Here is a 23,274-nt window from a genome sequence, read left to right as displayed (position 1 = left end):
CCGGCCTTGCACGTCGGATCACCAAGGTCACCGAATGGATAAATACACCCCCCACACCTGGCAGCCCCATGAGCGACCGAGCCTGCCCGGCTCGCCGTCGACGCCGTTGCACCCCACCCACAAGCGCTGGCTGTTTGCGCTGGTGGGCGTGCTGGTGGCAATCACCGGTGGCCTGGGCAATGCCCTGGTCATCGCCAACCTGCAATATCTGCAAGGCGCCCTCGGCGCGACCACCGCCGAAATGGCCTGGCTGCCCGCCGCCTATGTCATGACCAACGTGTGCATGAACCTGCTGTTGGTCAAGTTTCGCCAGCAGTTCGGCCTGCGGGCGTTCACCGAGGTGTTCCTGGTGCTGTATGCGCTGGTGACGTTCGGCCACTTGTTCGTCAACGACCTCAGTTCGGCCATCGCGGTCAGGGCCGCCCACGGCATGGTGGGTGCGGCGCTGAGTTCGTTGGGCTTGTACTACATGATCCAGGCCTTCCCGGCCAAATGGCGCTTGAAAGCCCTGGTGTTGGGGTTGGGCACCGCGCAGTTGGCCCTGCCCCTGGCGCGATTGTTCTCCGAGGACTTGCTGCAAATCGCCGAATGGCGCGGGTTGTATCTGTTTGAACTGGGCCTGGCGCTGATCTGCCTGGGTTGTGTGTTTCTGCTCAAACTGCCGCCCGGTGACCGCTTCAAGACCTTTGAAAAACTCGACTTCCTCACCTTCGCCATCCTCGCCAGTGGCGTGGCCTTGCTCTGCGCGGTGTTGTCCCTGGGGCGCATCGACTGGTGGCTGGAGGCGCCGTGGATCGGCGTGGCCTCGGCCTGCTCCCTGGTGTTGATCATGGCGGGGCTGGCCATCGAGCATAACCGCAGCAACCCGATGCTGATGACGCGTTGGCTGGGCAGCGGCGTGATGATTCGCCTGGCCCTGGCGGTGGTGCTGATACGTATGGTGTTGTCCGAGCAATCCACCGGTGCGGTGGGGTTCATGCAGATGCTGAACATGAGCTACCAGCAGATGCATACGCTGTACGTGGTGATGTTGGCCGGGGCGATTGCCGGGCTGGTGGTCAGCGCCTTGACGATCAACCCGGCGCACCTGCTGATGCCCTTGATCATTTCCCTGGCGTTGATGGCGACAGGCTCGGTGATGGACAGTTTTTCCAGCAATCTCACTCGCCCGCAAAACCTGTACATCAGCCAGTTCCTGCTAGGCTTTGGCGGCACGTTCTTCCTCGGGCCGACCATGGTGCTGGGTACGAAAAACGTGCTGACCAACCCGCGCAACTTGGTGAGCTTTTCGGTGATGTTCGGGATTTGCCAGAACCTCGGCGGCCTGATCGGCGCGGCGTTGCTCGGCACCTTCCAGATCGTGCGCGAGAAGTACCACTCGAGCATGATCGTCGAGCACCTGACCTTGATCGACCCGCGTGTGGCGGCGCGGGTGCAGAGCGGTGGTTCGGCCTATGGCGGGATCGTCGCCGACCCGGAGTTGCGCAACCTGATGGGCATCCGCAGCCTGGCCACGGCGGCCACCCGTGAGGCGAACGTAATGGCGTACAACGATGTCTTCATGCTGATCGCGATTATCGCGATCCTGACCATGCTCTGGATCTTTACCCGCAGCCTGTGGCTGATGAGCACCACCAAGGCAACCCCTCCTGTTCAACCCAGCGGCGCGACTTCATGACTGAACCTTCAACCACCACCACGACTGCCATCGCCGCCACACCGGAAGGCAGCACGCCGCCGGGCGCCGTACCTACCGAGTTGCGGCCATTGCGGGTGCGCATCCTCTCGTCCCTGGGCTTTGCCGCGATTGCCATCATCGGTGTGCTGATCGTGCTGTACGCCTGGCAGCTGCCACCGTTCAGCAGCGCGGTGGAGACCACCGAAAACGCCTTGGTGCGGGGGCAGGTGACGATTATCGGCCCGCAGCTCAGCGGCTATGTGTTCGAAGTGCCGGTGCAGGACTTCCAGTACGTCAAGGCCGGCGACCTGCTGGTACGCCTGGATGACCGCATCTACAAGCAGCGCATGGACCAGGCCCTGGCGCAACTGGCGGTGCAGAAAGCGTCGTTGGCCAATGTAGTACAGCAACGCAACAGCGCCGAAGCGACCATCAAGTTGCGCCAGGCCGCGTTGGTGGACAGCCAGGCCCAGGCGCGCAAGAGCACGGCGGATCTACGCCGCAATGAAGAGCTGATCAGCGATGGTTCGGTGTCCAGGCGCGAACTGGACGTGACCCGTGCCGCCAATGCCCAGACCATCGCCGCCGTGGCCCAGGCCCAGGCCAGCCTGGAAATTGCCCGCCAGGACCTGCAGACGGTGATCGTCAACCGCGGCTCCCTGGAAGCGGCAGTGGCGAGTGCCGAGGCGGCGGTGGAACTGGCGCGGATCGATTTGTCCAACACCCGCATCACCGCGCCCCGGGATGGCCAACTGGGGCAGATCGGCGTGCGCCTGGGCGCCTACGTCAACTCTGGCGCGCAGTTGATGGCCTTGGTGCCCAAGCAGCTGTGGGTGATTGCCAACATGAAAGAAACCCAGATGGACAATGTGCAGGTGGGCCAGCCAGTGACCTTCACCGTGGATGCGCTGAACCACCGCAAATTCCATGGCACGGTGCAGCACATCTCCCCGGCGACCGGGTCCGAGTTCAGCCTGTTGCAGGCGGACAATGCCACCGGCAACTTCGTGAAGATCGCCCAGCGGGTGCCGGTGAGGATTACGGTGGACCCGGATCAGGCCGAGAGTGAGCGACTGCGACCGGGGTTGTCGGTGGTGGTGAGTATTGATACCGCAGGGCGCCTCAAGAATTCACCACCCTGACACCCAGACAGGGGAGAGCAACATGTGAGCGCGGGCTTGCTCGCCAATTGTGTCATTACTGTATTCAAGGCACAGCGATGCAGCTAGAGGGTGAAGCGCGGTTCGGGCAGCCCCTGGACGCTGGGGTTGAGGGCGAATACGCCGCCGGACAGCGACTGTTCACTCACATCGTCACGTATCGACGTGACGTACAGGGTGTCCAGGCGACTGCCGCCAAATGCACACATGGTGGGTTTTTTCACCGGCACGCTCAGGGAGCGGTCCAGGCGTCCGTCGGGGGTGAAGCGGTGGATCAGACCGGCGTCGTTGGCACAGATCCAGTAGCCGCCCTCGGCATCCACGGCGGCGCCGTCGGGGCGGCCGGGGAACTGATTCATATCAATGAATACGCGGCGATTGGACGGCGTGCCGGTCTCGATGTCGTAGTCGAAGGCCCAGACCTGCTGCACCAGCGGGTGCGAATCCGAGGCGTACATCGTGCGGCCATCGGGGCTGAAGGCCAGGCCATTGAGCGTGATGAAGCCACCCAACTGCGCGTAGGGCGCAACCCCTGAGGTGTAGCGATAGAGGATGCCCTCGGCCGCGTTCAGGCCCATGTCCAGCACCATGCTCCCCGCCCAGAAACGGCCCTGGCGATCACAGCGGCCATCGTTCAGACGCATGTCCGCACGCGGGTGCTCGATACCGGCAAGGGGCGTAGTGTCGAGGCTGCCGTCTTGGTGGGGCGTCAATTGGAAGAAGCCGCTTTGCATGCCGGCCACCCAGTTGCCCGCCAGGGTGCGCGCAATGCAGGCTAGCATCTGCGGGGCTTTCCACACGGCCATATGGCCGGTAGCGGCGTTCCAGCGTTGCAGGCTGCCGTTGGGGATATCCACCCAGTACAGGGCGTTTTCCTCAGGGACCCACACCGGGCATTCGCCCACGGCATTGCGGGCGGCGACAATCAGTTCTGCACTCATGGCTACTCATTCCCTTGGGGTTGCTGTGCACTCAGTCACCGAACGGCCCTGCTGCGCAAAAGGCACCGCCCTGGTAGACCGCAGCCGGGTCATCGGCAGCCACTGGCGGCTGGGTTTCAACCTCGGCGCGGAACACTTCCGAGCTGTCCTTTGGAATAAAGCCCAAATGTGCGGCGTAGCGGTTATCCCACCAGGTCTCGAGGTTGGCCGACATGCCGTAGACCACGGTATGGCCGACATCGGGCGTGTACAGCGCGCGCTCGAGCAGTTGGGTCAGGTCATCGAAACTCAGCCAGGTGTGCATCATCCGGCGGTTCTGCGGTTGCGGGAACGAGGAGCCGATACGGATGCTCACGGTCTGGATGCCATAGCGGTCGAAGTAGAAACTTGCCATGTCTTCGCCGTAGGACTTGGACAGGCCGTAATAGCTGTCGGGGCGGCGCGCAGAGTGGGCGTCGAGTTGCTGGCCCTGCTTGTGGAAGCCAATCACATGGTTGGAACTGGCGAAGATAACGCGCTTGACCCCGTGACGGCGCGCAGCCTCATAGATATGGAAAATGCCACTGATATTCGCGCCAAGCACTTCTTCGAACGAGCGCTCCACCGACACACCGCCAAAATGCAGGATGGCGTCGACGCCTTCCACCAGGTGGTGCACGGCGTGCTTATCGGCAAGGTCGCAGGTTTGCACTTCTTCGCGGGCATCGGTGGCGGGGGCCATTTCGGCAATATCCGACAGGCGCAGGACCTTGGCGTAAGGGCGCATGCGTTCGCGCAAGACTTTGCCGAGGCCGCCGGCGGCACCGGTGAGCAGCAGGCGGTTGAAGGGAACGGGCGTTAGGGTGGTCATGGGCATTCCAATTATTGTTGTAGGTTGTCGTACGACTATGTGGAAATAGTGTTAGGGATTCCCCAGGTTGTCAATGTTCTTGCATTGGATGGGTGTACGACCTGAAAACGCAGCGGTTTCAGCCAGCCATGACCATCGGTGGCAGGGTACCCAGCAGGGAAACCGCGGCCACCGCACAAACCCCCAGCAGCCACTCCACCATCACACTGGCTTTCAAACTGCCCACGCGTTGTTCGCAGCGTTCGATACGTAACCGGTTGAGCAGCGCCAACCCCAACATACCCAACACCAACAGCACCTTGATCAACAGAATCAAGGCAAACCCATTGAACAGCGGGGTGGGCCACAGTTGCCCGGTGAGCACACGCACATTGATCAAGCCGGTCACCAGCAAGCCGCCGACCAGGCCGTAACCCACGCCGCTGAAACGCCGCAGAATCGGCTCCAACCGGTGGTCTTGCGCGTGCCCGAGGATCAACACCAGCATCAGCAACCCGCCGAGCCAGGCCCCCACGCACAGCAGATGCACCACCTGGTTAAGGATCAGCAACTGCCCGCTCAGCCCACTGAGCATGGCGCCATGGCCCACGGGTGCCAGGGTCGCCAGCAACAGCGCGATCAACGGCAAGCGCAAGGCCGGCCAGGGCTTGATCAGCGCGATCACCAGCAGCAGGTTCAGCAGCAGATGCCAGGTCCATACCTGACCAAAGAAGGTCTTGCCCAGCACCAACTGCACGGTGGCCGGTTGCAGCGCGGCGTCCCAACTGCCGGCCATGCTGGCGGTGATCAACAGCAACCACATCACGCCGGAACCGAGCCCCAACCAGGCCAGGCCACGGGTGATGCGCAGCAATTGCCGGTCGAGTGCCGGTTGCACTTGATTGCCGAGCAGCCAGGGCCTGAACACGCAGGCCCCGAACATCAGCAGCACGACGATGAAGTGCAGGAAGCGGCACAGCACCAGCAGGGTTGCCATGGGTTATTGGCCGACCTTGAAGCTGTATTCTCCGTTGCTCTTGTGGGTGTCGACCGACACAGCGTTCCACACCACTTTGTAGTGACCGGCTGCGAGCGGTGCGGCTGGCGTCACTACCAGGACTTTCTTGTCGGCGTCCGGGGTTTCCAGGCCCTTGATGGCGATTTCAGTGCCGTCCTTGCTCAGGGAGACCTTGGTGAATGTCGCCTCGACGCCTTCGCTGAAGGTCAGGCGCAAGTCTTTTGGCGCGGCAACGCTGCTGTCAGCCGCAGGTTCCGCGCTCTTGAGGTGGGCGTGGGCGAATGCCGCCGAAGCACCCAGCAGGGAGGCCAGGAGGGTGACGGTGGTCAGGGCTTTCTTGATCAACATTGTTCAGTACCTTCAGTGTGGGGAGTCGGTAAGGCCATGTGCAGCAAGGGGAAGGGTTTGCCTTCGCCGTCCAGCGGCGAGCGCGCGACCTGGATAAAGCCATAGTGCCGGTAGAAACCCACGGCCTGGGGGTTTTGTTCGTTGACGTCGACCGTGAGGGTGTCATGGCGGGAGCGGACGTGGTCCAGCAATTGACGGCCGATGCCCTGGCCACGGCGGTCAGGGTCGATAAACAGCATCTCCACATTGTGCGCGCCGGTGCCGATAAAGCCGGCGATGCCTGCGTTGTCTTCATGCACCCATACCTCAAGGGCAGGCATGGGCAGGTAAGTGTCGCGTACCAAGGGCAGCAGGCGCTGGATGTCATCCTCGGGGAGGAAGTCATGGGTGGCCCGCACCGAACGTTCCCACAGCGCTCCCAGCACTGGGTCGTCGGCGGCCACGCGAGGTCGGATAGTCATGGCAATGATCCTTCAGGTGGACCGCGATGCTAACCAATCCGATTTCCCGGGGAAAGGTTAGCGTCAGAAGTTTCACTATGGTCTGTCGCCGCGATCTAGAGCCGATGGTAGTCTTTAGGCCGTGTTGTTGTCAGGGAGCCCTTATGGGCAATCACAAGATCGGTATTCGTCGGGTCAACGTCGAGAAAATCCTGCTGGCGGCGGAAAAAGTCTTCGCCGAAAAAGGCTATGGCAGCACCGCCATGGCCGACATCGCCGAAGAGGTGCAACTGCCGCGCTCCAACCTGCATTACTACTTCACCACCAAGAGCGAGTTGTACAGCGCGGTGCTGTTCGACCTGCTGGAGCTGTGGAAGCAGGACGCCCTGAGCTTCGAGACCTTCGATGATCCGCGGGTGGTGCTCAGCAGCTACATCCGCGCCAAGATGCAACGCTCGCGTACGCGGCCGTATGGCTCCAAGGTCTGGGCCAATGAAATCATCCACGGCGCGCCCACACTCGGCGAGGCCCTCGATGAAAGCCTGTACGACTGGGCCAAGATGAAGGAAGCGAAGATTCGCCAATGGGTGGAAGATAAACGCATCCTGCCGGTGGAGCCATCGAGCCTGCTGTACATGATCTGGGCCTCGACCCAGCACTATGCCGACTTTGATCACCAGGTGAAGATCCTCAATGATCACCAGCCGTTGTCGGATATGCAGTTTGAGAAGGCGATTCAAACGGTGACCAGTGTGATTTTGCGGGGGATTGGGTTGGAGCCTTGAGCCCTGTGGTGAGGCAGAGGGCCTCTTCGCGAGCAAGCCCGCTCCCACATTCGACTGCATTCCTCCAGGCAAAATGCGGTCAACTGTGGGAGCGGGCTTGCTCGCGAAGGCGGCCTGAAGGGCTACACAGCTTCCCGATACGGATTGCGCGGATCCTGCGTCCAATTCAAAAACGGCTTGCCGGTGTCCATCGGCACCATCTCGATGCAGTCCGCCACCGGGCAGGTGATCTGGCACAGGTTGCAGCCCACGCACTCATCATCGATCACCTCATACTTATGCGTGCCGTCCGCCTGCTTCAAGCTGGCAATGGCCTGGTGCGACGTATCCTCACAGGCAATATGGCAACGCCCACAGCCAATGCAGGCCGCTTGGTCAATCTTGGCGATGACCTGGTAGTTGATATCCAGGTACTTCCAGTCCGTGGTATTGCCCACCGCCCGCCCGGAAAATTCCTGCAGGCTGGTGTAGCCCTGGCTGTCCATCCATCGCGACAGTCCATCCTTCATCTCTTCAACGATGCGAAACCCATGCAGCATCGCCGCCGTGCATACCTGCACCGCGCCGCAGCCCAGGGCGACGAATTCTGCCGCGTCGCGCCAGTTGCCGATGCCACCGATGCCGCAGATCGGCAGGCCCTGGGTCTGTGGGTCGCGGGCAATTTCGGCGACCATGTTCAGGGCAATCGGCTTGACCGCCGAACCGCAGTACCCGCCATGGGTGCTCTGGGTGCCGACCATCGGCAGGGCGACCATGCGTTCCAGGTCCACGCTGGTGATGGAGTTGATGGTGTTGATCAGCGATACCGCATCCGCACCACCGCGATAGGCCGCCCGCGCTGCCACGCGGATGTCGGTGATATTCGGCGTGAGCTTGACGATCACCGGCAGCGAGCAGTACGTCTTGCACCAGCGCGTCACTTGCTCGACATACTCCGGCACCTGGCCGACGGCCGCGCCCATGCCACGTTCGGGCATGCCGTGGGGGCAGCCGAAGTTCAGTTCGATGCCGTCGCAGCCAGTGGCTTCCACCAGCGGCAGGATATTTTTCCAGGACTCTTCAACGCACGGCACCATCAGCGACACGATCAGCGCACGGTCGGGCCAATCCTTTTTCACCTGGGTGATTTCCCGCAGGTTGATCTGCAGGGAACGGTCGGTGATCAGTTCGATATTGTTGATGCCCAGTACTTCGCGATTCGCCCCGTAGTGCGCCGAGTAGCGCGACGACACGTTCACCGCCGCCGGGTCTTCCCCCAGGGTTTTCCATACCACGCCGCCCCAGCCGGCTTCGAAGGCGCGGACCACGTTGTAGGCTTTGTCGGTGGGCGGCGCGGAGGCCAGCCAGAACGGGTTAGGGGCCTTGATACCGGCGAATACAATCGAGAGATCGGCCATTACGCAGCCTCCACATTCAGCATGAGTTGGGCGTGCATGGCTTCGGCGGCCAGCTTGCCATGTTGCACGGCCTGGACGGTGAGGTCCTGGCCGAGGCTGACGCAATCACCGCCGGCATACACCCCGGGGATGCTGGTGCGTAGCTGTTCGTCGACAAAAATGCGCTCGCCCACGCGGTGCAGTTGCTGGGCCAGCGGGTCGTGCAGCGCGTCGCCGTCAAAACCTTGGCCGATGGCCTTGAAGATCGCATCGGCGGCCAGCTCGAAGGTTTCGCCAGTGGGCAGCAGGCGGCCGTTGTCCAGGCGGGTGCGGGCGAAGCGCATGCCACGGACGCGACCCTGATCGTCGAGGAGTACTTCGTCGGGTTGGGCCCAGGTCAACAGCCGCACTTGGTTGGCCTTGGCGATGTCCTGCTCGTGGTGAGTCGCGCCCATGTCCGCCAGGCCGCGGCGGTACACGAGGTTCACATCACGCGCACCGAGGCGGGCCATTTGCACGGCCATGTCGATGGCGGTATTGCCGGCGCCGAGCACGATGCAGCGGTCGGCCAGGGGCAGTTGGGTGAGGTCATCGGCCTGGCGCAGTTCGCGGATGTAGTCGGTGGCGGCGAGCAGGCCGGGGGCGTCTTCGTGGGGCAGGCCGAGCTGTTTGCTGGCTGCCAGGCCGAGGCCCAGGAACACTGAGTCGAAGTGCTGGTGCAGTTCGCTCAGGCTCAGGTTGTCGCCCAGGCGTTGGCCGTGGCGAATGTCGATGCCGCCGATCTGCAGGAGGAAATCCAGCTCCTTCTGGGCAAAATCGTCCACCAGCTTGTACTTGGCGATTCCGTATTCGTTCAGGCCCCCGGCTTTTTCTCGGGCTTCGAAAATCACCACGTCATGGCCGTGCAGCGCAGCGCGGTGGGCGCAGGCCAAGCCCGCCGGCCCGGCGCCGACCACGGCGATGCGTTTACCGGTAGGCGCGGCGCGCTGGAACGGGTGTTCGCTGAAGTGCGCATTGTCGATGGCGTAGCGTTGCAACAGGCCGATCAGCACCGGCGCGCATTCCTCGGCGTTGTTACGCACGCAGGCTTGCTGGCACAAGATTTCCGTCGGGCAGACCCGGGCGCAGCTGCCGCCGAGGATGTTGGCCGAAAGGATTTTCTGCGCTGCGCCCTGGACGTTGTCGGTGTGGATATTGCGGATGAATGACGGGATGTCGATCTCACTGGGGCACGCATTCACGCACGGCGCGTCGTAGCAGTACAGGCAGCGCGAGGCTTCCAGTTGGGCTTGGCGGGCGTTGAGGGGCGGAGCCAGGTCGGTGAACTGGCTGGCGAGGGTGGCCCCGTCTTCGTGGGGGTGGGGGAGGTGGGTCAGGGTCTGGATCACGGTTTTGGCCTCACGGTGATTGAGGTGCTGCCTCTGATGGGCATTGGTTTTTTTGTTGCCTGTACTGGCCTCATCGGGAGCAAGCCCCCTCCCACACTTGATCGCGTTGATCCTGTTGGAATGGGGCCAAGTGTGGGAGGGGGCTTGCTCCCGATAGCGGTCTCAGCGTTTCACAGCAACCGGCCTGGAATGCTCCGCCCGCTTGCTCAACTGCTCGAACACCGACGGATACGCCGGCCGCTCCACATAGCGTCCGGCACCGCGTTCGGCGCGCAGGTCGCCATCGGCCCACACCAGTTTGCCCTGGCTGATGGTGTGGCTCGGCACACCACGCACGGTCTTGCCTTCGAAGATGTTGAAGTCGACCTGCTGATGGTGGGTCTTGGCGGAAATCGTCCGTGTACCCTCGGGATCCCACAACACCAGGTCGGCATCGGCGCCCACGCGCACCGCGCCTTTGCGTGGGTAAAGGTTGAAAATCTTCGCGGTGTTGGTGGAGGTCAGCGCAACGAACGCCTGCATCGACAGGCGCCCAGTGTTGACGCCCTCGTGCCACAGCAAAGCCATGCGGTCTTCGATACCGGCGGTGCCGTTGGGGATCTTGCTGAAATCGTCACGCCCGGCGGCTTTTTGCTCGGCGCAGAAGCAACAGTGGTCGGTAGCGGTGGTGTGCAGGTTGCCCGATTGCAGGCCATGCCATAGAGCCTCCTGGTGCCCACGCGGGCGGAACGGCGGGCTCATCACGTAGCCGGCGGCGGTCTGCCAGTCGGGATGCTGGTAGACACTGTCATCCAGCAACAAATGGCCGGCGAGGACTTCACCGTATACCGCCTGGCCCTTGCCTCGGGCATAGGTGATTTCGTCCAGCGCTTCCTTGGTCGACACGTGCACCAGGTACAGCGGCGTGCCGATGGTCTCGGCAATACGAATCGCACGGCTGGCCGCTTCGCCTTCCACCTGGGACGGGCGCGACAGCGGATGCGCTTCCGGCCCGGTGATGCCCTGGGCCATCAGCTTGCGTTGCAGGTGGTACACCAACTCGCCGTTTTCGGCATGCACGGTGGGCACCGCGCCCAGTTCCAGGCAGCGCTCGAAGCTGGCCACCAAGGTGTCGTCGGCGGCCATGATCGCGTTCTTGTAGGCCATGAAATGCTTGAAGCTGTTGATGCCGTGCTGGCTGACCAGTTCGGCCATTTCCTCGCGCACCTGCTCGCTCCACCAGGTGATCGCCACATGAAAACCGTAGTCGGAGGCGGACTTTTCTGCCCAGCCGCGCCACTGGTGGAAGGCCTCCATCAGCGACTGCTGCGGGTTGGGAATCACGAAGTCGATGATCGACGTGGTGCCACCGGCCAGACCCGCCGCCGTACCACTGAAAAAGTCTTCACTGGCCACGGTGCCCATGAAGGGCAGTTGCATATGGGTATGGGGGTCGATGCCGCCGGGCATCAAGTATTGGCCGCTGCCATCGAGTGTTTCAGTACCGGCGGGAATATCCAGATCCGTGCCAATGGCGCGAATTAGACCGCCTGCGCATAAAACATCGGCGCGGTAACTTTCATCATGGGTAATAACGGTGGCGCCACGGATCAACAGCGACATGTCGAGTTCCTCACAGGCTTGACCGGCTCGTGCCAGTTCTAAGTGTTGTAAAGCGGCCTACCGATAGTCGGTTAATTCCTGTCATCGGTGACAGGAATAGAAACTAGCCCGAGTTTTTAGAATGAGCAAGAAGATTTTTCTTAACTGTTTATAGGATTTAACTTGCTGATTTAGATAGATAAATTACTAAAATCACCAAAATGAAGCACGCCATGACTATTTTGACGCGCTTGACAGGTTATTGATTTGAACAATATTTCTTATTGCAAATCAGGCGCTTGAGATATGCCTCTTGACGGCGCCGGGAAATAAAAATAATTGTGGTGCACCAGATTGAGACCTGAGGGTTCTGGCAACTTGCGCCTTATTTAGCCTGAGTAACGCGGCAAGTATCCAAGGCTTAATCGGAAAGCTGATAAACATCAGCAGGTTATATAAGCGGTGCGGGTTGAATGGCGGTTGTCGGCACGGTTATTGAGTGCAATGGCAGCTGGCCGGGCCCGTGATGTCATGTTGTTTACGCGGTACTCCGGCCACCTGAACACAGCGTGCAGGTGAGCAAAAATAATTTTAAAAAAAACCGTGGAGCGGCCATGCAACAGAACAGATCGCAAGTCATCGAGCGCAACGGCCTGTACGAACTCGACGCCGGCCCCGACGTCCTCGACAGCCCTCGCTACAACCACGACATGGCACCCACCAAGGTGCACGAGCGCACCTGGAACAAGTGGCACATCACCGCGCTGTGGGTCGGCATGTCGATCTGCGTGCCGACCTACACCTTGGGCGGGGTGCTCACCGCGTATTTCGGGCTCTCGGTTGGCGAGGCGCTGGTGGCGATTTTGTTGGCCAATATCGTGGTGTTGATTCCGCTGACCCTCAACGCATTCCCCGGTACCCAGTACGGCATCCCGTTCCCCGTGTTGCTGCGCTCATCCTTCGGCATCCTCGGTTCCAACGTGCCGTGTTTGATCCGTGCGCTGGTGGCCTGTGGCTGGTTTGGTATCCAGACGATGTTCGGCGGGCTGGCGATTCACCTGTTCCTGGGCTCGATTTTCGACGGTTGGAAATCCCTCGGTGGTACCGGCGAAGTGATCGGCTTCATGATCATCTGGTGCCTGAATCTATGGGTGGTGCTGCGGGGCGCCGAGTCGATCAAGCGCCTGGAAACCCTGTCGGCGCCGCTGCTGGTGGCCGTGGGGATTGGCCTGCTGGTGTGGGCGATGCCGAATGTGTCCCTCAGCGAATTGATGGCGATCCCGCCCAAGCGCCCCGAAGGCGCGAGCCTCACCGGGTACTTCATGGCGGGGCTGACGGCGATGGTGGGGTTCTGGGCCACCTTGTCGCTGAACATTCCCGATTTCAGCCGCTATGCCAAGAGCCAGAAAGACCAGATCCTCGGGCAGATATTCGGCCTGCCGCTGACCATGTTCCTGTTCGCCGCCCTCGGTGTGATCATGACCGCCGCCTCGGTGAAGCTGGTGGGCGTCAGCGTCTCCGACCCGGTGACCCTGATCGGCCATATCCAGAGCCCGGTGTGGGTGGCCGTGGCCATGGCGCTGATCATCGTCGCGACCTTGTCCACCAACACCGCGGCGAACATCGTCTCGCCTACCAACGACTTCCAGAACATCGCGCCCAAGCTGATCAACCGCACCACGGCGGTGATCCTGACCGGCCTGGTAGGGCTGGCGCTGATGGCCCATGAACTGCTGAAAAAGCTTGGGCTGATCGTCTCGGACGTCAGCCTGGAAACCGTGTATTCCAATTGGTTGCTGGGCTATTCGAGCCTGCTGGGACCGATTGCCGGGATCATGGTGGTGGACTACTTCATCACCCGCAAACAGCAGTTGGACCTGGCCGGGTTGTACCGCGATGACGTGTACCCGGCCTGGAACTGGAGCGGTTTTGTTGCCTTTGGCGTGCCAGTGGTGCTGACGCTGCTGTCGTTGGGCAGCGATGCCTTCAGCTGGTTCTACAGCTATGGCTGGTTTACCGGTTCGGCGTTGGGTGGGTTGCTGTACTACGGGCTGAATGCCAAACGTGGCGTCAGCCCAGTCACCGCCAATTCATAAGAAAGTTACCCTGAGGAGATCCCCATGAACGCTGCCCTCGACGTTCTGCAATCGACCCATCAGCACATCAACCGCGACCGCCTGTGGCAGTCGCTGATGGACCTGGCCAAACTCGGCGCCACCCCCAAGGGCGGGGTGTGCCGCCTGGCCCTTACCGACCTCGACCGCAAGGCCCGCGACCTCTTTGTACAGTGGTGCGAGGCGGCTGGCTGCACAGTGACCATCGACGGCATCGGCAATATCTTCGCCCGTCGACCCGGCCGCAATCCCGACCTGCCACCGGTGATGACCGGCAGCCATATCGACACCCAGCCCACCGGCGGTAAGTTCGACGGTTGCTTCGGTGTACTGGCCGGTGTGGAAGTACTGCGCACCCTCAACGATCTCAAAATCGAAACCGAGGCGCCGCTGGAAGTGGTGGTGTGGACCAATGAAGAAGGTTCGCGCTTCCCGCCGTGCATGATGGGCTCCGGGGTGTTCGCCGAGAAATTCACCCTGGCTGATACCTTGGCCAAGGTCGATGTGGATGGCGTCAGCGTGGGTGAGGCGTTGAGCGCAATTGGCTACGCGGGAACCCGTCGTGAGAGTGGGCACAAGGTCGGCGCCTATTTCGAAGCCCATATCGAACAGGGGCCGATTCTGGAAGATGAAAAGAAAACCATCGGCGTGGTGCTCGGCGCGCTGGGGCAAAAGTGGTTCGACCTGAAACTGCGCGGTGTTGAGGCGCATGCGGGGCCAACGCCGATGCATTTGCGCAAGGACGCCTTGGTGGGCGCAGCGGCAGTGGTGGCAGCAGTCAATGCGGCGGCGTTGGGGCATCAGCCCCATGCGTGTGGGACCGTAGGCTGCCTGCAGGCGTATCCGGGCTCTCGCAATGTGATTCCCGGTGAAGTGCGCATGACCTTGGACTTCCGTCACCTGGAGCCAGCGCGGTTGGATTCGATGATTGCCCAGGTGCGCAAGGTGATCGAAGACACCTGCGCCAAACATGGCCTGACTTACGAAATGGAGCCCACCGCCGATTTCCCGCCGTTGTACTTCGACAAAGGCTGCGTTGACGCCGTGCGCGATGCGGCCAACGGCTTGGGGTTGTCGAACATGGACATTGTCAGCGGGGCAGGGCACGACGCGATCTTCGTCGCCGAACTTGGCCCGGCGGGGATGATCTTCGTGCCGTGTGAAGGCGGTATCAGCCATAACGAAATCGAGAATGCTGCACCGGATGATCTGGCGGCGGGGTGTGCGGTGTTAATGCGGGCAATGCTCGCCGCTTCGGCAGCCATCGCCAGTGGCAAGTTAGCCGCTTGAGATGCGGTAAAAAAATGTGGGAGGGGGCTTGCTCCCGATGGCGGTGTATCAGTTACAGATGAGCTGACTGAGCTACCGCTATCGGGAGCAAGCCCCCTCCCACATTTGAATTGCGGCGCTACAACCAGATGGCATCCCACAACGGATAATCTCCAATCCGCTCGACCAAACCCGCTCGTAATGGATTGGCCACCACATACCGTGCCATTTTCACCAAGTCATCTTCCTTGCGCAGGGCACGGTCATGGAAGCTCTCTTGCCACAACCGCCCCTTACGGCCGCTTGCACCATTCACGGTACGCGTGCTTTTCGATTTCACCTGACACATCAAATCCGCCAGCGAGCCTCGTCGCAGCTCGACAATCCAATGAAAGTGGTCGGGCATGATCACCCACGCCAGAGAATTAGCCAGCCCTTGATACTGAGCGACTCGAAACTGCCAGACAACCAGGCGACCGAGATAAAAGTCGCTGAAGATGGGTAGGCGTTCATGGGTGTTGGTGGAGATGAGGTAGATGCGATTCGGCTCGCTGAATCGACCGATGCGCAGGCGGTGTGACGCCGGTAAATCTGCCATTCCCTGGCCCTCTCAAATGTGTCTAGAGAGGCTAGGTCGCAGAGCAAGAAGCTGGCGGATAGGCTTTTGGCAGGATGTGTCTGGAAGGGCGCAATCGGGAGCAAGCCCCCTCCCACATGGGGGCTGCGGTGTTCACACATTATGTGTCTGACACAGAGTCAGTGTGGGAGGGGGCTTGCTCCCGATCGCGGTGGGTCAGCTACGGATAAGTTGGCTGTTCCACCGCCATCGAGAGCGTCAGGCTCCAGGTTGCCAACCGCCGCCCAGGGCCGTCACCAGCCCTACACTCGCCTGCAACTGCCTGGTCTGCACCGCCTGCAATGTCCGCTGCGCCTGCAACGCTGCCGTCTGTGCAGTGACCACATCCAGATAACTTACCGCCCCGGCCTGATAGCTATTCATCGCCAAAGACTGGGTGTGTTGTGCGGCGTCCGCCGCGGCCTGTTCGTCCTGAGCTTGCTGCTGCAAATCCCTTAGCTGCCCCAGGTTATCTTCCACCTCGCGCACAGCTTTCAGCACCTGGCTCCGGTACTGCGCCGAAGCCTCTTCAAACTCGGCCTTGGCCTGACGCTCGTTGGCGCTCAGGCGCCCGCCATTGAAGATCGGCACGTTCATCAACGGCCCCAGCGCCCAATATCGGTTTCCTGCTGACAATAGATTGCCGACCCCTTGCGTCTGCCCGCCAATCAGCCCGGTCAAGCTGAAATCCGGATACCACGCCGCCTTGGCCACACCGATATTCGCGTTGGCCGCAAACACGCGCCGTTCAGCCGCGGCAATATCCGGGCGACGTTGCAGCAGGTGGCTCGGTAACTGCGACGGAACCCCTGGCAAGGCAATTAACTGCGGGCTGGGCGGCAATGAAAAATCAGTGGCTGCCGCGCCGATCAGCTCACCGATGGCATGCTCGGTCAGGTTGCGTTGCCCACGCACTTCATCCAGTTGTGCCCTGGCTTCGGCCAATTGATTTTGCGCGCGAGTCAGGTCCAGTTCTGAAGCAATCTGGCCTTCGTAGCGACTGCGGGTCAGTTGCAGCGCCTGGCTGAAGTCCTCCAGTGTGCCGTCGAGTATCCGGCTTTGTGCGTCCAGCCCATTGAGCTGCACATACAGGCTCGCCAGTTGGTGTTGCAGGCTCAGGCGTGCCACCGCCAAGTCATCCGCGGACGCTTGCGCCTGGGCGTCACCGGCTGCCACCTGGTTGCGAATTTTGCCCCACAGGTCGAGGTCGTAGCTCAAGGAAAAACCGGCGGTATTGCTGTTGTACACCGACGGCTGCGTATCTCCCCGCAACGGTCGCGAATCCGATTGGCGCTGGCGCAACGGTTGCGCGCTCGCGCTGATTTGCGGGAACAGGCCAGCGTGCAGTTGGCTGGCATATGCCTGAGATGCGTCGAAGTGTGCCAGGGCGGCTGCCAGGTCGGGGTTGGCCTTGAGCAATTGCTGTTGCAGGTTATCCAGCGTTGGGTCGTTGTAGAGCTTCCACCATTCGGGCGCCAGTTGGTCTGAGGGTTGCGCGCTGTGCCAGGGGCCATCGCTGGTCTGTTCGCGGTAGTGTGCGGGCAGGTCAATGGACGGCACGGTGTACGTCGGCGCCATCGAGCAACCCTGCAACGCCAGCAGCATCATCGCTGCGAGGGGTTTAAGCCCTGTGCGCATGCGCACCTTAAGCCTTGTGCGCATGTGCACCTCCGGCGTCGGCCAGTTGCACCGGGTCGCCTTCGCGCAGGGCGTCAGGCGGGTTGTCGATGATGCGGTCGGCTGGCTTCAGGCCTTGGTCGATCACCAGGCGTTCGCCGAGGTCGAGGCCGATATGAATGGCTTGCAGGTGCACATGGTCGTGGCCGTCCAGCACCGCAACCTGGGTGCCTTGGGCGCGGAAGATCAAGGCGCTGGCCGGGATACTCACGCCATGGGTGTCGGCCGGAATCGGCAGGGTGGCTTCGGCGTAATCACCGGGCAGCAGTTCGCCGTTGGGGTTGTCGGCAACGAATTGGGCAAGCAAGGTGCCGGAGCGGCGGTCGATGGCGGTGGAGTCGCCGATCAGGCGTGCCTTGAAATGCTCGCCGGGGTGTTCGGGCACCGTCAGTTCGGCTTCGAGGCCAGGATGGATGACCGCCGCGTAGTTCTGCGGCACCGGTACGTAGAGGCGCAACTGGTGGGTGTCGGCAATGTTGAACAGCTCCGGGTCGCTGTCGGTATCGGCCTTGATCAACTGGCCGATATCGGTGTTGCGGGCGGTGATGGTGCCGGCGAACGGCGCACGAATGGTCTTGTAGCTTTCCAGCGCCGACAGCCGCGCATAGTCCGCCGCGGCGGCCTGGGCGTTGGCCTTGGCGGCGGCGGCGTTGGAGGTTTTTTCATCGGCCTCCTGGCGCGATACCGAATGGCTGGCCAGCAAGTTTTGCCAACGGGTTGCGCTGGTGGCTGCCAGGCGTGCATTCGCCTGCTGCTGGATCAGCCGCGCATGGGCCTGGGCCAGTTGTTGATCGAGGTCGGGGCTGTCGATTTCGGCCAGGATTTGCCCGGCCTTGACCTGGCTGCCGATATCGACTTTCCAGTCCTTCAAGTAGCCGCTGACCCGTGCATGGATCGGCGCCTTGCTCCAGGCGTCGAGGTGCGCGGGCAGGCGCAAGGTGTCACCCGCGGCATTTTGCCTGGGTTGAAATACCATCACTTGCGGGACAGCGGCGGCCTCGGTCCAGGCGGTGACCGATTGTTCGTGCAGCGTGCGGGCGTGCAGGCCGCTGGCGACCAACAGGGCGGCCAACGTCAGGCCGCCGACACCCATGAGCATCAGACGCTTGCGCGAGGGTTTTTGATCAGACGACATGTGCGGTTTCTCCGGCTGCAGCGCGAGTAGGGTGACGACCGTGGACCAGGCTGAAGACCACGGGAACAAACAACAGGGTGGCAATAGTGGCGAAGATCAAGCCACCGATGACCGCACGGCCGAGCGGGGCGTTTTGCTCCTCGGAAATCGCCAGGGGCAGCATGCCGATGATCATCGCCAGGGCAGTCATGCACACCGGCCGAAAGCGTGTGTAGCCAGCCTCCAGCGCCGCTTTCAACGCATCGCCATGTTCGGCCAGGCGCTCACGGCAGAAGCTCACCACCAGGATCGAGTTGGCGGTGGCCACACCCATGCACAGGATGGCGCCGGTCAGTGCCGGCACCGACAACGAGGTGCCGCTGAGGAACAGCATCCACACGATGCCCGCCAGTGCCGCCGGCAACGCCGTGATAATCACGAAAGGATCGGCCCACGACTGGAAATTGACCACGATCAGCAGATAGATCAGCACCACCGCGCCGAGCAAGCCGAAGCTCAAGCCGCTGAATGCCTCATGCAGCGCATCGATCTGCCCGTGCAGGCTGATCACCGCGCCTTTGGGGCGCATGGCAGCCGTGTCGTCGAGGACTTTTTGCACATCGCGGGCCACGCCGCCGAGGTCGCGACCTTGTACGTTGGCATACAGGTCCAGAGTCGGTTCGATGTTGTAGTGGGTGACCACGGCCGGGCTTTGCACGCGGGAGATAGTTGCCACGCCGCCGAGGATCTGCGATTGCCCATCGGCTCCGGTCACCGGCAGCGCTTCCAGTGACGGCAGGCTGTCGAGGCGGTACTGCGGGGTGGCGGCGACGATGGAATACGACACGCCATTGGCCGGGTTGAGCCAGAAGGTCGGCGCGGTTTGCGAGCTGCCGGCGAGGGAGGCGACCATGCTGTTAGTGACGTCGCGTTCGGTGATGCCCAGGCCATTGGCGCGCATGCGGTCGACATTCACCTGCAGCGACGGGTAGCCGGTGGACTGCTGGATACGCAGGTCAGCAATGCCCGGTACGTGTTGTAAGCGACGCTCAAGTTCCACGGCGTAGGCGCGGTTTTCTTCATCGCTGCGCCCAGAGATTTTCACATCCAGTGGCGCCGGCGCACCGAAGTTGAGGATCTGGCTGCTGATGTCGGCTGGCAGGAACGCAAAGTGGCTGCCGGGGAAACTTTGCGGCAGGGCTTCACGCAGTTTTTTCACGTAGTCGGCGGTGGGTGCGTGGTGCCTTTTCAAGCTGACCTGAATGTCGCCATCCTGCGGGCCGATGGTGCCGCTGCTGCTGTAGGCCATGTCGATGCCGCTGAGCGGGATGCCGATGTTATCGACGATGGTGTCCAGCTCTTCGGCAGGGATGACCTCACGTATCCGCGCTTCAATGCGATCGAATGCCGCGGCGCTTTCCTCGATTCGCGTGCCCAGTGGCAAGCGCACATGCAGTGCCAGCGCACCGGCATCAGTAGCCGGAAAAAAATCCTGGCCCAGGCTTGGCAACAACAGGAATGACGCGAGTACGCAGGCCAGGAACCCGACAATAAAGCGCTTGCGTGCGCCCAGCGCCAACGTCAGCAGGCCATGGTAGGTGTCACGGATATTCGAGAAGTGACGCTCAAAGCCCTGCTGGAAATTCAGCACCGATTGCAGCAGCGCATTGCGCGGCCTCGGGTGTTGCTCACCTTCGTGGTGGTTGATGAATTGATCTTCCGGGTGATGCCCAGCGCCCTGCTCTGGTGTATGCGGCTTGAGCAGAAACATCGCCAGGGTAGGCACCAGGGTGCGCGAAAGAATGAACGAACTGGCCATGGCAAAGATCACGGCCAGCGCCATCGGCCGGAACAGATAACCGGCGATGCCTTGCAGCAAAAACATCGGCACGAACACGATGCAGATACACAGCAGCGAGACGAACGCCGGGCCGACGATTTGCGCGGCGCCGTCGAGGATCGCGGTCTTCACCGCCTTGCCTTGTTCCAGGTGCCAGTTGATGTTTTCGATGGTCACCGTGGCGTCGTCCACCAGGATCCCCACCGCCAACGCCAAACCGCCGAGGGTCATCACGTTGAGGGTCTGCCCGCTGACCGCCAGCAGCGCGATGGCTGACAGTACCGCCAGGGGGATCGACGCGGCGATGATCAGGGTCGAGCGCCAACTGCCGAGGAACAGCAGGATCATTGCACTGGTCAGCAACGCGGCAATGATGCCTTCCTGGGCCACGCTGCCCACCGATTGCTTGACGAACACCGAGGCGTCACCCAGCAGTGAAGTCTTCAGCGATGGCGGTAGGGTTTCGTTGATGCGCGGCAGCATCTGGCGGATGCCGTCGATGATCGACAGGGTGGAGATGCTGCCGTTTTTCAGCGCCGGCATCAGCACGGCGCGGTGGCCGTCGACGCGCACGATGTTGGTCTGCGGCGGCGAGCCATCACGCACGTGGGCTACCTGGCCAATGGTGATCAGCGCGCCATCGACGGTCTTGATCGGCAGGTCGTTGAGCTCATCGATTGCTTTGGGGCTGTTGTTGAGCAGGATCGTGTATTCGTCAGGGCCGAGCTTGGCGGTGCCCACTGGGATGATCTGGTTCTGCAAGGCCAAGGCATTGCCCACGTCCTGGGCCGACAAGCCCTTCGCCGCCAGAGCCTGCGGGTCGAGGTCGAGGGTGATCTGCCGCTGCTTGCCACCCATTGGCGTGGGCATGGCCAGGCCAGGCAGGGCGCTCAAGGGCAGGCGGATATTGTTCTGCACCAGGTCGCGGATCTTGGCTTCCGAGAGGCTGGGGCTGGAGAACGCCATTTGCAGGATCGGCACCGTGGAGGCGCTGTAGTTGAGGATCAGCGGCGGCGTGATGCCCGGTGGCATCTGCTTGAGCACGGTTTGTGACACCGCCGTGACCTGGGCGTTGGCGGTGCGGATATCGACGCCGGGTTGGAAGAAGATCTTGACGATGCCCATGCCGGGCAACGATTGCGATTCGATATGTTCGATGTCGTTGACGGTGGTGCTCAAGGAGCGTTCGTAGGTGTAGATCACCCGCCCGGCCATGGCGTCCGGCGACAGGCCGTTGTACTGCCAGACCACGGCGACGACCGGGATGCCGATATCGGGGAACACATCCGTAGGGGTGCGCAGGGCTGCCATGGGCCCGATGATGCAGATGAATATGGCCAACACGATGAACGTGTACGGCTTTTGCAGTGCGGTCTTTACCAGCCCGAGCATGCGTGAGTCTCCGAGAAGAGCAGGATTGCAAACCCCGGCAGTCTTGCCCGACCCACCTAACACGCACCTTTCAGCCAGGTGAAGGAAGATTTAGTTAACGGCTGAAGATCGTTTCATATGTATTCATTTGTTCTACAACGGCGGGCTGATCAAGCTTGTCAGCCATCGGATACAACCTTTTTTTGATGTCCTTTGGAGCCCTGCCATGTCACTAAAACTTTTGTTGTCAGTCCCTGCCCTGGGTGTTGTGTTGCTGCTGTCCGCCTGCGCGGGGCCCATCCCGAAAGCCGACCCCAGCCAAGCCTGGATCGGCTTGAAGGAAGAAGCGCCGAATGACCTGATGGCCGAGCGTGTCGACGGCAAGCGCGTGGATGATGGGCGCTATTTTGAAGTGACCCCGGGAGACCATCGCCTGGACGTGACGTTGTTTGAAGAAGAGCCAGGCGACGACAACCAGCAGGATTGCCAGGGCCGCATCGAGTACAAGCATTTCAAGGCGGGTGAACACTACACCCTGGTGGAGTCGAGCCTGGGCACTACGGTGCGTGCGTCCCTCACGGACGGTCACGGCAAGGAAATCGCGACGACGCAGGATTTCAATTGCATGCCTGGCTAGGCGTGATGCGCCGTTGCCTCAGTGGGCTTGGCGGGTGCAGCGGGTTTGACGTGGGGGTGATGATGCCGGCGAGTTACGCGCATTACCCCCCATAACATAGCGGCGGCTACTGCCAGCCAGCCACAGATCAACAGAAAAATCGTTGTAGCAAGGCTCATTCGGGCCTCCTTTCGCCCACTTGGGGCACACACAGTCTTCTCAATGGACAGTCTAGCTACCTGGCGGTTGCCTGCTATTGACCAATGGTCGAGTCCGTCCAACTTCTTTGCTCTATCAGCAAAGCTTTACTGGGTCAGTGGGCTATACCGACGTGGCAGAGCACCCTATGATCGGAGCCTTTACCGGCGGTTGATCAAGAGAGTCAAACATTGCGCACACGGTCGAACGTTAAAACCTCCTTGCTGCTGGCCGTTGCCCTAGGGCTTGCGGCCTGTTCCAGCCATCCATCGAAACTGCCTGGCCTGCCGGAACGCGTTGAGCTCAACGGCGTGCCGACCTTCCGCAGCGAGGCTTATCAGAGCGGTCCTACGGCACTTGCCAGCATGCTGTCGCAACAAGGCATTGTCATGACACCGGGGCTGCTCGATAAGCCACTGCATTTGCCGGGTGCCGAGGCGGACCTGGAGCGCAATATGCAGGTACTGGCGCGTGAATACGGGCTGATGGTGTACCCGCTGGACGCCAGGTTGCCTGCGGTGTTGGCGCAGGTGGCGGCGGGGTATCCGGTGATGGCACGGATCAACGCCAGCTTCTGGTCAGGCGCTCGTTATGTCGTAGTGGTGGGGTTCAACCAGCAGAAGAGTACGGTGTTGTTGCGCTCTGGGAACGATCGCCGATTGATGATGGGGTTCAGCGACTTCGAGTCGGCGTGGAAGAGCGCGGGGCATTGGGCAATCCTCACCCAGCGGCCGAGCCAGTTGCCGGCAAATGTGGATGTGCAGCGCTGGCGAGAGGCGGCGAATGCTACGGCCCAGGCTGGGCAGGAGCAAGCGGCAGCCCAGGCGCTCAAAGTGCTGGCAGAGCGCAAATAAAAATGTGAGAGGGGGCAAACCCCCTCCCACATTGGTTTGCGGTGTTTCGGTAATGCTGGTT

At 61.6% G+C, this 23,274-nt stretch carries 19 protein-coding genes; 7 read left to right on the top strand and 12 right to left on the bottom strand.

Annotation, left to right across the window (positions count from 1 at the left end):
- Positions 1-34 precede the first annotated feature (34 nt).
- Positions 35-1,678 carry an MFS transporter gene (locus tag JFT66_RS20680; protein ID WP_153870826.1) on the top strand — a complete coding sequence of 548 codons (1,644 nt, stop codon included), beginning with the start codon at positions 35-37 and terminating at the stop codon, positions 1,676-1,678.
- On the top strand, positions 1,675-2,820 hold the full coding sequence (locus JFT66_RS20675; protein ID WP_034120402.1) for an HlyD family secretion protein: 1,146 nt from the start codon (positions 1,675-1,677) through the stop codon (positions 2,818-2,820). The genes JFT66_RS20680 and JFT66_RS20675 overlap by 4 nt, the downstream gene beginning before the upstream one ends.
- Positions 2,821-2,903: 83 nt before the next feature.
- Here the strand turns inward: JFT66_RS20675 and JFT66_RS20670 are convergent, their stop codons facing one another.
- From JFT66_RS20670 to JFT66_RS20650, 5 genes are all read right to left on the bottom strand, one after another.
- Positions 2,904-3,779, bottom strand: a complete 876-nt coding sequence (locus tag JFT66_RS20670; RefSeq protein ID WP_198859991.1) for an SMP-30/gluconolactonase/LRE family protein — start codon at positions 3,777-3,779, stop codon at positions 2,904-2,906.
- A 31-nt stretch (positions 3,780-3,810) separates the two neighbouring features.
- The gene (locus JFT66_RS20665) at positions 3,811-4,629 is read right to left on the bottom strand and encodes an NAD-dependent epimerase/dehydratase family protein (protein WP_153839236.1); all 819 of its coding nucleotides are present in this window, start codon (positions 4,627-4,629) and stop codon (positions 3,811-3,813) included.
- A gap of 118 nt (positions 4,630-4,747) precedes the next feature.
- Positions 4,748-5,605: a copper homeostasis membrane protein CopD gene (gene copD / locus JFT66_RS20660; protein ID WP_198859990.1), complete on the bottom strand. Its 858-nt coding sequence runs from the start codon at positions 5,603-5,605 to the stop codon at positions 4,748-4,750.
- Positions 5,606-5,608: 3 nt separating this feature from the next.
- Entirely contained in the window at positions 5,609-5,974 is a 366-nt protein-coding gene (gene copC / locus JFT66_RS20655) for a copper homeostasis periplasmic binding protein CopC (protein ID WP_034120398.1), read from the bottom strand.
- Complete coding sequence (locus JFT66_RS20650) at positions 5,968-6,435, bottom strand: GNAT family N-acetyltransferase (RefSeq protein WP_198859989.1); 468 nt, start codon at positions 6,433-6,435, stop codon at positions 5,968-5,970. Before JFT66_RS20650 ends, copC begins: the two co-directional genes overlap by 7 nt.
- Positions 6,436-6,578: 143 nt before the next feature.
- Here JFT66_RS20650 and JFT66_RS20645 point away from each other — a divergent pair, with 143 nt between their 5' ends.
- Positions 6,579-7,199 (top strand): TetR/AcrR family transcriptional regulator, encoded by a 621-nt coding sequence (locus tag JFT66_RS20645; protein WP_034120396.1) that lies wholly within the window; start codon positions 6,579-6,581, stop codon positions 7,197-7,199.
- A gap of 122 nt (positions 7,200-7,321) precedes the next feature.
- On the opposite strand, the gene preA is transcribed toward JFT66_RS20645, so the two are convergent.
- The 3 genes from preA to hydA all read right to left on the bottom strand — a co-directional run bounded on the left by preA (position 7,322) and on the right by hydA (position 11,565).
- Positions 7,322-8,596, bottom strand: coding sequence for an NAD-dependent dihydropyrimidine dehydrogenase subunit PreA (gene preA / locus JFT66_RS20640; protein WP_198859988.1), 1,275 nt, complete (start codon positions 8,594-8,596; stop codon positions 7,322-7,324).
- Entirely contained in the window at positions 8,596-9,963 is a 1,368-nt protein-coding gene (locus JFT66_RS20635) for an NAD(P)-dependent oxidoreductase (RefSeq protein ID WP_034120394.1), read from the bottom strand. Before JFT66_RS20635 ends, preA begins: the two co-directional genes overlap by 1 nt.
- Before the next feature lie 162 nt (positions 9,964-10,125).
- Positions 10,126-11,565 carry a dihydropyrimidinase gene (hydA, locus tag JFT66_RS20630; protein ID WP_034120393.1) on the bottom strand — a complete coding sequence of 480 codons (1,440 nt, stop codon included), beginning with the start codon at positions 11,563-11,565 and terminating at the stop codon, positions 10,126-10,128.
- Positions 11,566-12,158: 593 nt separating this feature from the next.
- On the opposite strand from hydA, the gene JFT66_RS20625 reads away from it, so the two are divergent.
- Both JFT66_RS20625 and JFT66_RS20620 read left to right on the top strand, forming a co-directional pair.
- On the top strand, positions 12,159-13,640 hold the full coding sequence (locus JFT66_RS20625; protein ID WP_198859987.1) for an NCS1 family nucleobase:cation symporter-1: 1,482 nt from the start codon (positions 12,159-12,161) through the stop codon (positions 13,638-13,640).
- 24 nt (positions 13,641-13,664) lie between these two features.
- A complete protein-coding gene (locus tag JFT66_RS20620) occupies positions 13,665-14,948 on the top strand; it encodes a Zn-dependent hydrolase (RefSeq protein ID WP_034120391.1) in 1,284 nt (427 codons plus the stop codon).
- A 118-nt stretch (positions 14,949-15,066) separates the two neighbouring features.
- Here JFT66_RS20620 and JFT66_RS20615 read toward each other — a convergent pair whose 3' ends face one another.
- The 4 genes from JFT66_RS20615 to JFT66_RS20600 form a co-directional block, all read right to left on the bottom strand.
- Positions 15,067-15,525, bottom strand: coding sequence for an REP-associated tyrosine transposase (locus tag JFT66_RS20615; protein ID WP_034120389.1), 459 nt, complete (start codon positions 15,523-15,525; stop codon positions 15,067-15,069).
- Positions 15,526-15,762: 237 nt separating this feature from the next.
- Positions 15,763-17,181: an efflux transporter outer membrane subunit gene (locus JFT66_RS20610; protein ID WP_153839381.1), complete on the bottom strand. Its 1,419-nt coding sequence runs from the start codon at positions 17,179-17,181 to the stop codon at positions 15,763-15,765.
- Positions 17,182-17,188: 7 nt separating this feature from the next.
- On the bottom strand, positions 17,189-18,355 hold the full coding sequence (locus tag JFT66_RS20605; protein ID WP_153839239.1) for an efflux RND transporter periplasmic adaptor subunit: 1,167 nt from the start codon (positions 18,353-18,355) through the stop codon (positions 17,189-17,191).
- Entirely contained in the window at positions 18,345-21,566 is a 3,222-nt protein-coding gene (locus JFT66_RS20600; protein WP_153839240.1) for an efflux RND transporter permease subunit, read from the bottom strand. Before JFT66_RS20600 ends, JFT66_RS20605 begins: the two co-directional genes overlap by 11 nt.
- A 205-nt stretch (positions 21,567-21,771) precedes the next feature.
- On the opposite strand from JFT66_RS20600, the gene JFT66_RS20595 reads away from it, so the two are divergent.
- Both JFT66_RS20595 and JFT66_RS20590 read left to right on the top strand, forming a co-directional pair.
- A complete protein-coding gene (locus tag JFT66_RS20595; protein ID WP_034120384.1) occupies positions 21,772-22,182 on the top strand; it encodes a PA0061/PA0062 family lipoprotein in 411 nt (136 codons plus the stop codon).
- Between the two features lie 368 nt (positions 22,183-22,550).
- Complete coding sequence (locus JFT66_RS20590; RefSeq protein WP_034120383.1) at positions 22,551-23,213, top strand: peptidase C39 family protein; 663 nt, start codon at positions 22,551-22,553, stop codon at positions 23,211-23,213.
- Positions 23,214-23,274 lie beyond the last annotated feature (61 nt).

Origin of the sequence: Pseudomonas sp. MF6755 (genome assembly GCF_016405635.1) — a bacterium.
In the GTDB taxonomy this organism is placed as follows: domain Bacteria; phylum Pseudomonadota; class Gammaproteobacteria; order Pseudomonadales; family Pseudomonadaceae; genus Aquipseudomonas; species Aquipseudomonas haemolytica.
The sequence above is the reverse complement of the archived record's forward strand: the minus strand, read 5'-3'. Positions and strand labels throughout refer to the sequence as shown.

Bases quoted from the DNA above. Each gene is read 5' to 3' on its own strand.
- JFT66_RS20605 (WP_153839239.1), bottom strand. From the start codon at position 18,355: ATGTCGTCTGATCAAAAACCCTCGCGCAAGCGTCTGATGCTCATGGGT.
- JFT66_RS20595 (WP_034120384.1), top strand. From the start codon at position 21,772: ATGTCACTAAAACTTTTGTTGTCAGTCCCTGCCCTGGGTGTTGTGTTG.
- hydA (WP_034120393.1), bottom strand. From the start codon at position 11,565: ATGTCGCTGTTGATCCGTGGCGCCACCGTTATTACCCATGATGAAAGT.
- JFT66_RS20665 (WP_153839236.1), bottom strand. From the start codon at position 4,629: ATGACCACCCTAACGCCCGTTCCCTTCAACCGCCTGCTGCTCACCGGT.
- preA (WP_198859988.1), bottom strand. From the start codon at position 8,596: ATGGCCGATCTCTCGATTGTATTCGCCGGTATCAAGGCCCCTAACCCG.
- JFT66_RS20610 (WP_153839381.1), bottom strand. From the start codon at position 17,181: ATGCGCACAGGGCTTAAACCCCTCGCAGCGATGATGCTGCTGGCGTTG.
- copC (WP_034120398.1), bottom strand. From the start codon at position 5,974: ATGTTGATCAAGAAAGCCCTGACCACCGTCACCCTCCTGGCCTCCCTG.
- JFT66_RS20615 (WP_034120389.1), bottom strand. From the start codon at position 15,525: ATGGCAGATTTACCGGCGTCACACCGCCTGCGCATCGGTCGATTCAGC.
- copD (WP_198859990.1), bottom strand. From the start codon at position 5,605: ATGGCAACCCTGCTGGTGCTGTGCCGCTTCCTGCACTTCATCGTCGTG.
- JFT66_RS20680 (WP_153870826.1), top strand. From the start codon at position 35: ATGGATAAATACACCCCCCACACCTGGCAGCCCCATGAGCGACCGAGC.
- JFT66_RS20645 (WP_034120396.1), top strand. From the start codon at position 6,579: ATGGGCAATCACAAGATCGGTATTCGTCGGGTCAACGTCGAGAAAATC.
- JFT66_RS20675 (WP_034120402.1), top strand. From the start codon at position 1,675: ATGACTGAACCTTCAACCACCACCACGACTGCCATCGCCGCCACACCG.
- JFT66_RS20600 (WP_153839240.1), bottom strand. From the start codon at position 21,566: ATGCTCGGGCTGGTAAAGACCGCACTGCAAAAGCCGTACACGTTCATC.
- JFT66_RS20670 (WP_198859991.1), bottom strand. From the start codon at position 3,779: ATGAGTGCAGAACTGATTGTCGCCGCCCGCAATGCCGTGGGCGAATGC.
- JFT66_RS20650 (WP_198859989.1), bottom strand. From the start codon at position 6,435: ATGACTATCCGACCTCGCGTGGCCGCCGACGACCCAGTGCTGGGAGCG.
- JFT66_RS20625 (WP_198859987.1), top strand. From the start codon at position 12,159: ATGCAACAGAACAGATCGCAAGTCATCGAGCGCAACGGCCTGTACGAA.
- JFT66_RS20620 (WP_034120391.1), top strand. From the start codon at position 13,665: ATGAACGCTGCCCTCGACGTTCTGCAATCGACCCATCAGCACATCAAC.